The 13,856-nt window shown below is 64.7% G+C and carries 8 protein-coding genes; 4 read left to right on the top strand and 4 right to left on the bottom strand.

Features of this window, described 5'->3' with window-relative positions:
- From AAGF34_RS03515 to AAGF34_RS03530, 4 genes are all read left to right on the top strand, one after another.
- Positions 1-3,117 (top strand): MdtB/MuxB family multidrug efflux RND transporter permease subunit, encoded by a 3,117-nt coding sequence (locus AAGF34_RS03515; protein WP_342619248.1) that lies wholly within the window; start codon positions 1-3, stop codon positions 3,115-3,117.
- Complete coding sequence (locus AAGF34_RS03520; protein ID WP_342619249.1) at positions 3,114-6,326, top strand: multidrug efflux RND transporter permease subunit; 3,213 nt, start codon at positions 3,114-3,116, stop codon at positions 6,324-6,326. Before AAGF34_RS03515 ends, AAGF34_RS03520 begins: the two co-directional genes overlap by 4 nt.
- Before the next feature lie 7 nt (positions 6,327-6,333).
- On the top strand, positions 6,334-7,725 hold the full coding sequence (locus AAGF34_RS03525) for an efflux transporter outer membrane subunit (protein WP_342619250.1): 1,392 nt from the start codon (positions 6,334-6,336) through the stop codon (positions 7,723-7,725).
- Positions 7,726-7,854: 129 nt separating this feature from the next.
- Positions 7,855-8,556, top strand: coding sequence for a hypothetical protein (locus AAGF34_RS03530; RefSeq protein ID WP_342619251.1), 702 nt, complete (start codon positions 7,855-7,857; stop codon positions 8,554-8,556).
- Between the two features lie 18 nt (positions 8,557-8,574).
- Here AAGF34_RS03530 and AAGF34_RS03535 read toward each other — a convergent pair whose 3' ends face one another.
- Genes AAGF34_RS03535 through AAGF34_RS03550 form a run of 4 tightly spaced genes read right to left on the bottom strand, consistent with a single transcriptional unit; the run spans position 8,575 to position 13,837 of the window.
- Entirely contained in the window at positions 8,575-10,281 is a 1,707-nt protein-coding gene (locus AAGF34_RS03535; RefSeq protein ID WP_342619252.1) for an acyl-CoA dehydrogenase family protein, read from the bottom strand.
- On the bottom strand, positions 10,278-11,018 hold the full coding sequence (locus AAGF34_RS03540; protein ID WP_342619253.1) for an ABC transporter ATP-binding protein: 741 nt from the start codon (positions 11,016-11,018) through the stop codon (positions 10,278-10,280). The genes AAGF34_RS03535 and AAGF34_RS03540 overlap by 4 nt, the downstream gene beginning before the upstream one ends.
- A 10-nt stretch (positions 11,019-11,028) precedes the next feature.
- On the bottom strand, positions 11,029-12,795 hold the full coding sequence (locus AAGF34_RS03545; RefSeq protein ID WP_342619254.1) for a branched-chain amino acid ABC transporter ATP-binding protein/permease: 1,767 nt from the start codon (positions 12,793-12,795) through the stop codon (positions 11,029-11,031).
- A 1-nt stretch (position 12,796) separates the two neighbouring features.
- The gene (locus AAGF34_RS03550) at positions 12,797-13,837 is read right to left on the bottom strand and encodes a branched-chain amino acid ABC transporter permease (protein ID WP_342619255.1); all 1,041 of its coding nucleotides are present in this window, start codon (positions 13,835-13,837) and stop codon (positions 12,797-12,799) included.
- Positions 13,838-13,856: the final 19 nt, after the last annotated feature.

The following is a 13,856-nucleotide window of genomic DNA, read 5'->3' on the forward strand; positions in this document are numbered from 1 at the left end:
ATGAATCCGTCGCGCATATTTATCGAGCGGCCGGTGGCAACCGCGCTGCTGATGCTGGCCATCTTGCTTTCGGGTCTGCTGGCGTACCGGCTGTTGCCGCTATCGGCCCTGCCCGAGGTGGACTACCCCACCATCGAGGTCACTACGCTGTATCCCGGCGCCAGCCCGGACGTGATTTCCACCACGGTGACCGCGCCGCTGGAGCGTCAGTTCGGACAGATGCCGGGCCTGGGCCAAATGACCTCCAGCAGCTCGGGCGGTGCGTCCATCATCACGCTGCGCTTCTCGCTGGGGCTGTCGCTGGATGTGGCCGAGCAGGAAGTGCAGGCCGCCATCAACGCCGGTAGCAACCTGCTGCCCAGCGACCTGCCCATGCCGCCGGTCTACAGCAAGGTCAACCCGGCCGATGCGCCGGTGCTCACCGTTGCCGTGACCTCGCCGTCGCTCACCGCCATCAAGCTGCACGACCTGACCGAGAACCGGCTGGCCCCCAAGCTCTCGCAGGTGGACGGGGTGGGCCTGGTCAGCATTGCCGGTGGCCGCAAACCCGCTGTGCGCATACAGGCCAACCCACAGACGCTGGCCAGCCTGGGTCTGTCGCTCGATGACATTCGCACCGCCATCGCAGCAGCCAATGTGAACCAGGCCAAGGGCAGCTTCGACGGTGCGCAGCGCGCCTCCACCATCGATGCCAATGACCAGCTCAAGTCGGCTGCCGAATACCAGGACCTGATCATTGCCTGGAAGAACGGCAACCCCTTGCGCCTGAAAGACGTGGCGCAGATCGTGGACGATGCCGAAAACCTGCGTCTGGCCGCCTGGGCCGACCAGACGCCCGGCGTCATCCTGAACGTGCAACGCCAGCCCGGCGCCAACGTGATCCAGACAGTGGACCGAGTGAAGGCCCTGCTGCCGCGGCTGCAATCCACGCTGCCGACCTCGGTGGACGTGCGCATCATCGCCGACCGCACCACCACCATACGCGCCTCGGTGGACGACACCGAGTTCGAACTGCTGCTGGCCGTGGCGCTGGTGGTGATGGTGATCTTCCTGTTCCTACGCGATGCACGCGCCACGCTGATTCCGGCGGTGGCCGTGCCGCTATCGCTGGTGGGCACATTCGGCGTGATCTACCTGGCGGGCTTCTCCATCAACAACCTCACGCTGATGGCGCTGACCATCTCCACCGGGTTTGTGGTGGACGATGCGATTGTGATGATCGAAAACATTGCCCGCTTCGTGGAAGAAGGCGACAGCCCCATGCAGGCCGCGTTCAAGGGTTCCAAGCAGATTGGCTTCACCATCATCTCGCTCACGGTGTCGCTGATCGCGGTGCTGATTCCGCTGCTGTTCATGGGCGATGTGGTGGGTCGGCTGTTCCATGAGTTCGCCATCACGCTGGCGGTCTCCATCCTGATTTCCGCCGTGGTCTCGCTCACGCTCACGCCCATGATGAGTGCACGCCTCTTGCGCCCCGAAGCGCAACGCAACCACAGCCGCCTGGGCGCCTGGAGTGGCCGCAGTTTTGACGCCATGGTGGCGACCTATGGCCGCGCACTCAACTGGGTACTGGACCGCTCGGCCCTCACGCTGATGGTGTTCGGCCTCACGCTGCTTGCCACAGTAGCGCTCTATGTAGCAGTGCCCAAGGGCTTCTTCCCGGTGCAGGACACCGGGCTGATACAGGTCATCACCGAGGCGTCGCAGAGCACCTCGTTTGCCGCCATGGGTGAGCGCCAACAGGCACTGGCAGACACCATCCTGCAGGACCCGGATGTGGACCACCTGGCCTCCTTCATCGGTGTGGATGGTGCCAACGCCACGCTCAATACCGGGCGCATGCAGATCACGCTCAAACCGTTTGCCCAGCGTACCAGTTCGGCCAGCGAAGTGATACACCGCCTGTCCGCCAGCACCTCGCATGTGCCAGGCATTACCGCCTACATGCAGGCGGTGCAGGACCTGAGCATTGAAGACCGCGTCTCCAAGACGCAGTACCAGTTCCTGCTCAGCTCACCGGACTCCAACGATCTGACTACGGCCACCAGCCGGCTGCTGGAGCGCCTCAAGACCCTGCCGCAGATTGAAGACGTGGCTACCGACTTGCAGGACCAGGGCCTGCAGGCCTATGTGCAGATCGACCGCGAGGCCGCTGGCAAGCTGGGCGTGACGGTGTCCGCCATCGACAACGCGCTCTACAACGCCTACGGCCAGCGCCTGATCTCCACCATCTACACCCAGGCCAGCCAGTACCGCGTGGTGCTGGAGGCGGCTGCGCCGTTTCGCACCGGCCTGCGCTCGCTCGACAAGCTGTATGTGCCCGGCAGCAGCGTGAATAGCAGCGGCACCACCACGACCGTGCAGGTGCCGCTGTCTTCGGTGGCGCAGTTTGTGGAGCGCCCCTCGGCGCTTTCCATCAACCATGTGGCGCAGTTCCCCTCGGCCACCATGTCCTTCAACCTGGCACCGGGCGTGTCGCTGGGTGCGGCAGTGGATGCCATCAAGGCCGAAGAAGCCAAGCTCGATCTGCCGGCCAGTGTGGAGACCAGCTTCCAGGGTGCGGCCGAAGCGTTCCGCGCATCGCTGACCAGCACCCTGCTGCTGATCGTGGCGGCGGTGGTCACCATGTACATCGTGCTGGGTGTGCTGTATGAGAGCTTCATCCACCCGGTCACCATTTTGTCCACGCTGCCCTCAGCCGGACTGGGTGCACTGCTGGCCTTGTTGCTGGCACGCCAGGACCTGGGCGTGGTGGGCATCATCGGCATCGTGCTGCTCATCGGCATCGTCAAGAAGAACGCCATCATGATGATCGACTTCGCGCTGGACGCCGAGCGCGAGCAGCAGCTCTCGCCACGCGAGGCCATCCACCAGGCCTGCCTGCTACGCTTTCGCCCCATCCTGATGACCACCATGGCCGCGCTCTTGGGCGCACTGCCACTCATGCTGGGCACCGGCGCCGGCCATGAGCTGCGCCACCCCCTGGGCGTGACCATGGTCGGCGGCCTGATCGTGAGCCAGATCCTCACCCTGTTCACCACCCCCGTGATCTACCTGGGCTTCGCGCAGCTATCGCAGCGCTGGAAGGCGCGCAGCTCCGAAGGAGCAGCGGCATGAGCGAGCCCACCAAGGCTGCCGCGGATCCGGCTCCGCCGGTCCGCCAGCAGCGCCCCCCCTCGGGGGGGGAGGCGCCGAAGGCGACACAGGGGGGCTCCATCTCCTCGCCTTTCATCAACCGCCCCGTTGCCACCACACTGATCACGCTGGGCATAGGGCTGGCTGGCGCCTTGAGTTTCTGGCTGCTGCCCATCGCACCGCTGCCGCAAGTGGACATCCCCACCATCTCGGTCAGCGCCTCACTTCCCGGCGCCAGCCCCGACACCATGGCCGCCACCGTGGCCACACCGCTGGAGCGGGTGCTGGGCAGCATTGCCGGGGTGAGCGAGATCACCTCGCGCTCCTCACTGGGCTCCACCAGCGTCACCTTGCAGTTTGACCTCAAGCGCGACATCAATGGCGCCGCCCGCGATGTGCAGGCTGCCATCAACGCCGCACGCACGCTGCTGCCCACCGGCATGCCCAGCAACCCGACCTACCGCAAGGTCAACCCAGCGGATGCGCCCATCATGATTCTGGCGCTGACCTCGGACACGCTCACGCGCGGCCAGATGTATGACGCGGCTTCCACCGTGCTGGCGCAGCGCATTGCGCAGGTGGAAGGTGTGGGACAGGTGAGCGTGGGTGGCGGAGCCCTGCCGGCAGTGCGCGTAGAACTCAATCCGGACCAGCTCGCAGCCAACGGCATTGCGCTCGACAACGTGCGCCTTGCACTCACCGCCACCAATGCCAACCGTCCCAAAGGCACGCTGGAAGACGGCGCACGCAGCTGGCAGGTGGGTGCCAATGACCAGGCCCGTACCGCGGCCGAATACGCCCCCATGATCCTGAGCTACCGCAGCGGTGCGGCGGTGCGCCTGCGCGATGTGGCGACCGTACGCGACTCGGTGCAGGACACGCGCAACTATGGCGTGGCCAATGGCAAGCCAGCGGTGGCGCTGTTTGTACAGAAAGAGCCTGGCGCCAACATCATCGACACGGTGCAACGGGTGCGCGAGCTGCTGCCGCGCCTGCAGGCCTCCATTCCCGCGGCCATCGATGTGAAGGTGCTGAGCGACCGCACGCCCACCATACGTGCGTCGCTGCGCGAAGTGGAGCGCTCGCTGGCCATTGCCATCGGGCTGGTGATTCTGGTGGTGCTGCTGTTCTTGCGCAGCTGGCGCGCCACGCTGCTGCCGGCGGTGGCCGTGCCAGTGTCGCTGGCAGGCACGCTGGGCGTGATGTACCTGTGCGGCTACAGCCTGGACAACCTCTCGGCCATGGCGTTGACGGTAGCCACCGGCTTTGTGGTGGACGATGCCATCGTGGTGCTGGAGAACATCACCCGCTATACCGAGCAGGGACTGAGCCCGCGCGAGGCCGCGCGCAAGGGTGCGCGCGAAATCGGCTTTACCGTGGTGTCCATCAGCGTGTCACTGATCGCTGTGTTCATTCCGATTCTGATGATGGGTGGCGTGGTAGGTCGCCTGTTCCGCGAGTTTGCGGTGGTGCTGTCCACGGCCATCATGGTTTCCATGCTGGTGTCGCTCACCACCACACCCATGATGGCTTCGCTGCTGCTGCGCCCCCGCGAGAAGCAACGCCCGCGCAACGCACGACTGCAGGCGCTGTCGGATGGAGTGGCAACGCTGGGGCGCAAGGCCGTGCGGTTGTACCGGCGCAGCCTGGCCTGGACGCTGCGGCATCAGCCGGTGGCCATGCTGTCGCTGCTGGCGGTGATCGCGCTCAACATCTACTTGTACACCGCCATCCCCAAGGCCTTCTTTCCGCAGCAGGACACCGGTGTCATCGTGGGCGGCGTGCAGGCTGACCAGGGCAGCTCTTTCGAGATGATGCAAAAGCGGGTCGATACCTTTGTGGCCATCTTGATGGCCGACCCGGCCGTCGCCAACGTCAGCGGCTCCACCGGCGGCGGGCAGCGCAACACGGCCAATTTCTATGTCACGCTCGAACCCCTGGCCGAGCGCAAGATCAGCGTGGACGGTGTCATTGCCCGGCTGCGCGGCAAGCTGGCGCATGAGCCCGGCGCCAATCTGTTTCTGGTGCCGGTGCAGGACATCCGCATGGGTGGCCGCCAGGCCAATGCGCAGTACCAGTACACCTTGCAGGCCGACTCGCTGGAGGACCTGCGCAGCTGGGAGCCGCGCGTACGTGCCGCTTTGTCCAAACTGCCGGAGCTGGCCGACGTGAACTCCGACCAGCAGGACAAGGGCATGCAGACCACGCTCACCATTGACCGCGATGCTGCAGCCAGGCTGGGCGTGACGGTGAGCAATCTGGACACCACGCTCAACGACGCGTTTGGCCAGCGCCAAGTCGGCGTGATCTACAACCCGCTCAACCAGTACCGGGTGGTGATGGAATTGGCACCCGAGTACCTGCAAGGGCCGGAGATGCTGAGTCGCCTCTACGTCACCAGCAAGACCGGTGCGCAGGTGCCGCTGTCGGCCTTTGCCAAGGTGGAGACCACCAACACGCCGCTGTCCGTCAACCACCAGAGCGGCACACCGGCCTCCACCATCAGCTTCAACCTGCCGCTGGGCGTGTCGCTGTCGGAGGCCACCGCTGCCATTGACGGTGCGCTGCTGCAGCTGGGCGTGCCGGTGTCGGTGCGCGGCAGCTTCCAGGGCACGGCCAATGCGTTTCAGCAGTCGCTGTCGTCACAACCCTTGCTGATCGCCGCAGCGCTGGTCACCATCTACCTGGTGCTGGGCATTCTGTACGAGAGCCTGATCCACCCGCTCACCATCCTGTCCACCCTGCCCTCGGCCGGTGTGGGTGCGCTGCTGGCGCTGATGCTGTTTGACACGCAGTTCTCCATCATCGCCTTCATCGGCGTGATCCTGCTGATCGGCATCGTGAAGAAGAACGCCATCATGATGATCGACTTCGCCATTGCGCGCCAGCGCGTGGGCAACGTCAGCGCGGGTGCCGCGATCTTCCGTGCCGCCAGCCTGAGGCTGCGGCCCATCCTGATGACCACCATGGCTGCCTTGTTCGGCGCGGTGCCGCTGGCCCTGGGCACCGGCGATGGCGCCGAGATGCGCCAACCACTGGGCATTGCCATCGTGGGCGGGCTGATCCTGAGTCAGCTGCTCACGCTCTACACCACGCCGGTGGTGTTTGTGCTGATGGACCGGCTGCGCCGCAAGCCCAAGGCCACTGCCGCCCCTGCCCTCACCCCTTTGCCGAACGCGACTGCACACTGAGACCGCCATGCTGAAACTCCCTCGCCTCACCCTTCTCTCCCTGGCCGTGTGCGCGCTGCTGAGCGCCTGTGCCATCACGCAGGTTGCACCACCCGCGCCGCAAGACGCGCCGGCCCGGTTCAAGGAAAGCGCTGGTCCTGACGCTGCCACTATGCAGAACGTGCCGGACGCTTGGTGGACCCTGTTCCAGGACCCGGTGCTGGATGATCTGGAACGCCGCGTGGTCATCGGCAATGAGAGCATCAAGTCCTCGCAGGCCCAACTTGCCAGTGCGCAGGCGGTGCTGGGCGCCAGCCGCAGCGCCACCGGGCCCACTCTGTCTGCCAACCTGAACGGCACGCGCACGGCCAACGCGCAATCGACGGCGGCTGAGAACCCGAGCAACAGCGTCTCCCTCACCGCCACCGCCAGCTGGGAGGTGGACCTGTGGGGCCGCCTGTCCATGGCCACACAAGGTGCAGAGGCCAGCCTGAATGCATCGCAGGCGGATCTGGCTGCCGCGCGCCTGTCGGTGCAGGCGGCCGTGGCGCAAAACTATTTTTCGCTGCGTGCAGCCGAGGCGCAGCAGGCCCTGCTGGAGCGCAATGTGCAGGCCTACCAGCGTGCGCTGGAACTGACCCGTGTGCGCTACAACTCGGGCGTGGTCGGTCTCACCGACGTGTTGCAGGCGCAGACCCAGCTCAGCAGCGTGCAGACCCAACTGGCCGACATGCAGGCGCAGCGCGCCCAATTGGAGCACACACTGGCGGTGCTGCTGGGCGAGGCACCCGCGGTCTTCTCCATCGCGCCCACAGCAACCTTGCCCCAGGCAGTGGCTGTGCCCGCGCTGCTGCCGTCCACCTTGCTGGAGCGGCGGCCGGACATTGCCGCTGCACGCGAACGCGTGAAGGCCGCTTATGCACAGATCGGCGTGACCGATGCCGCCCTGTTCCCCACCCTGAACCTGTCCGCCACGGCAGGCTACAGCCAGTCTTCGATCGCCAATCTGCTGAGCACGCCCAATCTGTTGTGGTCACTGGGCGCTTCGCTGGGCCAGTCCATTCTGGATGGGGGCAGCCGCCAGCTGGCCAGCGCGCAGGCGCGTACCTCGGCCGACCAGGTCACCTCGTCGTACCGGCAACTGGTGCTCACCGCGTTGCAGGAAGTCGAAGACAACCTGGTCCTGAGCGCGCGCCTTTCCGACGAAGTGCAATCACAAACCCTGGCCCTGCAGGCGGCACAGCGCAACCTGGAGATCGTGATGGAACAGTACCGCGCGGGCACGGTGAGCTACCTCAATGTCAGCAGTGCCCAAAGTTCGGCACTGAGCAGCGAGGCAACCCTGGTCTCGGTGCGCAATCGCCAGCTAATTGCCATTAACACCCTGCTCAAGAACATTGCGGGTCGCTGGCAGATGTAACAAAAAAGCGTGTCTTTACATAGCTGCGGTAAAGATAGGTAAACAGCTACGTTTTTGCCGCTTTTCATTTGATTTAGAAAATTTTCCGCCGAATTCCAATGGAGTCCATCCCACCCCATTGGAGTCAACATGAGCAGCATCGACAGCATTTCCTCCTCGGTCTATGTGCCCCCATCCAACCTGACACAGACGAGCCAGACCAGCAACACTTCTGACCCGGATGGCGATGGGGACGGCGGCAAAGGTGTCAAGGGTTCGGGTCACCACGGGCATGGCCATGGTCGCGGCGGCGCCCTGCAGTCCGCTTTGATGCAGGCACTGCAAAGCCTGGGGCTCAACACCACCCAGAGCACCAGCGCCACCTCCAGCACTTCGGGCAGTTCGTCCACCACCACCGCCGGCACCGACAGCGACGGTGATGACGACGGCTCCACCTCCGGTGCCAGCAGCACCAAGGCGGACATTGGTGCCTTCATGCATGCCCTGTTTCAGGCCGTCAAGAGTGAGAACACCGGCGGCGCTTCGGGTAGCGGCACAGGCAGCAATTCCGGTGATCCCAAGAGCGACTTTGCCTCCGGCCTGTCGGCCCTGATTTCACAGGTCACCAGCGGCAATGCGCCCTCGGACCTGCAAAGCGCCTTCAACAAGATGGTGGCGGACCTGCAAGGCAGCTCCAGTTCAAGCTCTGGCAGCACGGGCACCAGCGGCAGCGGATCGACCAGTTCACAAGTCAGCCTGCAGGCCCTGCTCAGCCAGATGCAGCAGAACCTGGGCTATGGCGCTACCTCCAGCACATCCTCACTGGGCAGCCTCTTCAGCAACCTGGCATAAGACGCCGGGGACGCGTGCCTAAGCCGGCACTCCGGCCAATGCGGACTCGATGACGGCGATGCGCGTGCGCAGCTCCGGCGCAATCCAGCGCTCCATGGCCTGCATGGGTTGCGTCCAGCGGGCAAGCGCGGGCGCCCTGACGCCAATCTGCGCCCATGCCCAGTCCAGCAACACGATCGCTACCACGCGCAGGAAGTCGTCGGCCACCCAATAGGCCAGTGTTGCATCGCGCTGGCCCGCCTCGCACAGTTGTCGTGTGACAGAACGCAGCGCCTCCACGCGCTGCAACACGCGGGGGTGCGATGGCACAGCCAGGTCCAGCTCTGCAACCAGGCCGTCCAGCCAGTTGCCAAAGGATGTGCCCGCGTCAGCCAGTACCTTGCGCACCAGCAGGTCTATCGCCTGGATCTCGTTGGTACCTTCGTAAATCATGGCCACGCGCGCATCGCGCACGATTTGCTCTATGCCCCACTCGCGCACATAACCATGCCCGCCCAGCACCTGCAGGCATTCGCTGCCACCGTAAAACGCCTGCTGGGTGAAGGCGGCCTTGATGACCGGCGTCACAAAGCTGCACCAGCGCTGGGCCGCTTCACGGCGTGCGGTGTCTGCGTGGTGTTTGCCCATGTCCAGCTCAACAGCGGTTCGGTATGCCAGCACACGGCCGCCATCGATCCAGGCCCGCTGGGTATCCAGAATGCGGCGCATGGCCGGATGCTCGGCGATCAGGTCCGCTTCGGCAGCTGACCTGCCGCGGCCAGGTGCGCGCATTTGCCTGCGCTCGCGGGAGTAGGTATCTGCGGTTTGCCACGCGGCTTCCAGCAGGCCAATGCCCTGCAAGGCCACATGCAGGCGCGCGGCGTTCATCATGACGAACATGGCGTTGAGACCACGCCCGGGCTCGCCCACGATCCAGCCCGTTGCATCTTCGAAACGCATGACGCAGGTGGGGCTGCCGTGCAGGCCCATCTTTTCTTCTATGCGGTCGCAGTAGGCCGCACTGCGGCTGCCGTCTTCGTAGTATTTGGGCACCAGAAACAGCGACAGCCCCTTGGGGCCGGGCGGTGCGTCGGGCAGGCGCGCCAACACCAGGTGCACGATGTTGTCGCTAAGGTCGTGCTCGCCGCCGGAGATGAATATCTTGGTGCCCGAGACGCGGTAGCTGCCATCCGCCTGTGGCACAGCCTTGGTACGCGCCAGGCCCAGGTCGCTGCCGGCATGCGCTTCAGTCAGGCACATGGTGGCCAGCCATTCGCCAGTGGCAATCTTTTCCAGGTAACGCTTCTGCAAGGCCTCGCTGCCGTGGTGCTTGAGGCATTCGTAGGCGCCGTGCAGCAAGCCGGGAGCCATGGTCCAGGCGTGGTTGGCGGCACTCAGCATTTCATACAGCATGGCGGCCAGCACCGAAGGCAGACCCTGCCCTCCGTCTTCCACATCGGCCGCCAACGCAGGCCAGCCCGCGTGCCAGAAGGCGGCGTAGGCGTCCTTGAAGCCCGGCGGCATGGTGACGGATCCGTCCTTCCACTGCGCGCCTACCTCATCGCCCTGGCGATTCAACGGGGCAATGGCTTCGCCCACAAACTTGCCGGACTCTTCCAGCACCTGGGCCATCAGGTCTTCATCGACTTCTGCAAACGCCTGCAGCTGCTGCAGCGCCGCGGGCGCCTGCACCACAGCGGCCAACAGCCACTGCATGTCCTGTGTGGGAGGCTGGTACACGCTCATGCCACTTCCTTCCGTTTGGCCGCGCCCAGATAGGACTCGATCACGCGCGGGTCTTGCGCCAGTTGTTCGGCCGGGCCGTGAATCCCGATGGCGCCCATCTCCAGCACGTAGGCATAGTCCGCAACCGCCAGTGCGGCGCGCGCATTCTGTTCCACCAGCACGATGGTCACGCCAGTCTCGCGCAAGCGCTCGATGATGGTGAATATCTCCTTGACGACCAGCGGCGCCAGGCCCAGGCTGGGTTCATCCAGCATCAACACCTTGGGACCGGACATGAGCGAGCGGCCCACCGCCAGCATCTGGCGCTCGCCACCCGAGAGGGTGCCGGCGAGTTGCAGCCTGCGCTCTTTGAGGCGGGGGAACAAGGTGTAGACCTCGTCCATGCGGTCACGCCAGTGCGGATTGGCCAGACGCATCTGGCGAAAGCCGCCCAGCAGCAGGTTGTCTTCCACCGGCATGGTGCCAAACAGTTCGCGCTTCTCCGGCACCAGGGCCATGCCGCGCATGACGCGCTCCTCCAGCGTCAGCGACTGGATGGGGTCGCCCTCCAGATCGATCTGTCCGTTGGCGGGCAGGATGCCCATCAGCGTGTTGAGCAGCGTGGACTTGCCCGCGCCGTTGGGACCGATGACGGTGATCACGCTGCCTTGGTCCGCATGCAGGTCTATGCCGTGCAGAACCTCGGCGCGGCCATAGCCCGCACGCAGGTTGTGAACGCGCAGTACCGGGGTGGTCATGAATCGCTCCTTAATGTTCCGTACCCAGGTACGCGGCACGCACCTTGGGATCTTCCTGAATCTGCTCGGGCGTTCCTTGCGTGAGCAAGGTGCCGAACTCCATCACCACCAGGTGGTCGCACACGTCCATGACCAGTTCCATGTCGTGCTCCACCAGCAGAATGCTCACGCCTTGCTGTTGCAACTGCCGCAGCACTTCGCCCAGGCGCTTCTTCTCGAGGTGGCGCAGTCCGGCTGCGGGCTCATCCAGCAACAACAGGGCCGGGTCACTGCAGAGGGCGCGCGCGATCTCCATCAGGCGCTGCGGCCCCATGGCCAGGTTGCCCGCCAGCTCGTGCAGGTACTCGCCCATGCCAATGCGCTCCAACTGGCGTTGCGCTTCCTTGTAGAGCTGGCGCTCTTCCATGCGGTTGGTGTTTGTCATGGCCGACAGCACGCCCTTGCTGCCACGCAGGTGGGCGCCCAGCGCCACGTTTTCCAGCACCGTCATGTCGGGAATCATCTTGACGTGCTGGAAGGTGCGGGACATGCCGCGCCTTGCGATTTCGCGGGAAGGCAGGCCACTGACCACTTCGCCACGGAACATCACCTCCCCGCCGCTCAGGGCCAGCACGCCGGTGATGAGGTTGAAGGTGGTGGACTTGCCCGCCCCGTTGGGGCCGATCAGGCCCACGATCTGCCCGGCATCGATCTGGAAGCTGATGTTGTTCACCGCGGTCAGCCCGCCGAACACCTTGCGAATGCCCTTCACCTGCAGAATCGGTTCGCCCTTGGCTGGCTTGCTGCGCTCAGGCAGGGCGGGTGCATCGGCCCAGTCCACAACGCGCGCAGCACGCGGCAGCTTGCGTTGCACCATGGACCACAGCCCATCGGGAAGGAACTTGAGCATCACCACCAGGACAATGCCAAACACGATGACCTCGTAGCTTCCGCTGGTGCCGATGAGCTTGGGCAACAGCACCTGCAACTGGTCTTCCATCAGCTTGGTGATCAATGCACCTGCGACCGCACCCCACACATGGCCGATGCCACCCACCACGGTCATGAACAGGTACTCAATGCCCATCTTGAGACCAAAGGGCGAGGGGTTGATGGAGCGCTGGAAGTGTGCGAACAGCCATCCGGAAATGGAGGCCAGTTGTGCCGCGATCAGGAAGATGATGATCTTGTAGCGCAAGGTGTTGACGCCCATGGCTTCGGCCATGCGGGTGCCGTTGCGCAAGGAGCGCATGGCGCGGCCGGCGCGCGAATCCAGAAGCGAAATCAGCGCCGCCGCCGCACACAGCACCACCACCCAGGTCAGGACGAAGAAGCCCTTGCCCTGGCCGATCTGCCAATCGAACACCGACAGACCCGGCAGGCCCAGCAGGCCGTCGTACTTGCCCAGGGCGTCCAGGTTGCCCATGAGGTAGTACAGGGCCAGCGCCCAGGCGATGGTGGCCAGCGGCAGGTAATGGCCGGACATGCGCAGCGTGATGCCGCCCACGACCAGCGCAGAAGCCGAGGTGATGGCCAGACCGATGAACAGCGTCACCCAGGGCGAGAGGCCCAGGTTGAGGGTGAACCAGCCACTGGCATAGGCACCGATACCTACGAACGCAGCCTGCCCGAAGGAGGTGAGGCCGGCCACGCCGGTGAGCAACACCAGCCCCAGGCAAGTCAGGCTGTAGAGGCCGATGTAATTGAGCTGGGTGATCCAGAACTCGGGCAGTGGCAGCAGGGCCACCAGCAGAACCAGGGCCCCCAGAGCGAGCCAGCGCATGTTACGGTTGTTCATGTCAGTGCTCCTCATCCGAATGGCCACCCTGGAGCGAACGCCAGAGCAGGATGGGAAGAATCAGCGTGAACACAATGACCTCCTTGAACGCACTGGCCCAGAAGGAGGCCAGCGACTCCACGATGCCCACGAACAGGGCGCCCACCAGGGCACCTGGGTAGCTCGAAAGACCAGCCACCACCGCCGCCACAAAACCCTTGAGGCCGATGAGGAAACCCGAGTCGTAGAACACGGTGGTGGTCGGCCCGATCAGCAGGCCCGACAGCGCACCGATGAGTGCGGCCATGGCAAATGCCGTCTGGCCGGACGCGTGGGAGGAAATGCCCATGAGGCGCGCACCCAGGCGGTTGACCGCGGTGGCACGCAGGGCCTTGCCCATGAGGGCACGTTCAAAAAACAACCAGAGCAGCACGATGAGCGCAACAGAGCAGGCAAAGATGATGAGGGTCTGGCCGGTCAGCGTCACCGGACCCAGCGAAAGGCGCAAATCCCAGAACGGCGGATTGCGGAAACCTTCGGCCCCGAAAAACAGCAGCCCCAGGCCAGTCATGGCGAAGTGCACACCCACGGCCACGATCAGCAACACCAAGGGCGATGCATCTTCCAGCGACTGGAAGGCCACGCGGTACACCAGGGGCCCGAAGGAGGTGACGATGGCCACACTCAGCAAGGCTTGCACTTCCAACGGAAACTGGCGCGGCGCGGCCCACAGCGTGACCAGCGCAAGCGCCACCGGAACCGCCAGCACCTTGAGGGCCGACTTGAGTGCAGCCAGCGGGTTGCGGTGGTGGTGCCACCGGCTTACCAGCTCCATCAGAGCGGCTATGCATGCCATGATCAGCAACAGCCATACCGTGCCGGGCACGTGCCCCGTCTGCAGAATGGCCAGGGTGAGCGCGCCGTAGGCGACGAACTCCCCCTGGGGGATGAAGATCACACGCGTGACCGTGAATACCAGCACGGTGGCCAGACCCAACAGGGCATATACCGCCCCGTTGGTCAAGCCATCCAGCAGCAGGATGCTGGCAATCGTGGAGTCCATGGGCTTGAATCCTTTTGCG

The organism is Rhodoferax sp. GW822-FHT02A01, from assembly GCF_038784515.1.
Taxonomy (GTDB): domain Bacteria; phylum Pseudomonadota; class Gammaproteobacteria; order Burkholderiales; family Burkholderiaceae_C; genus Allorhodoferax.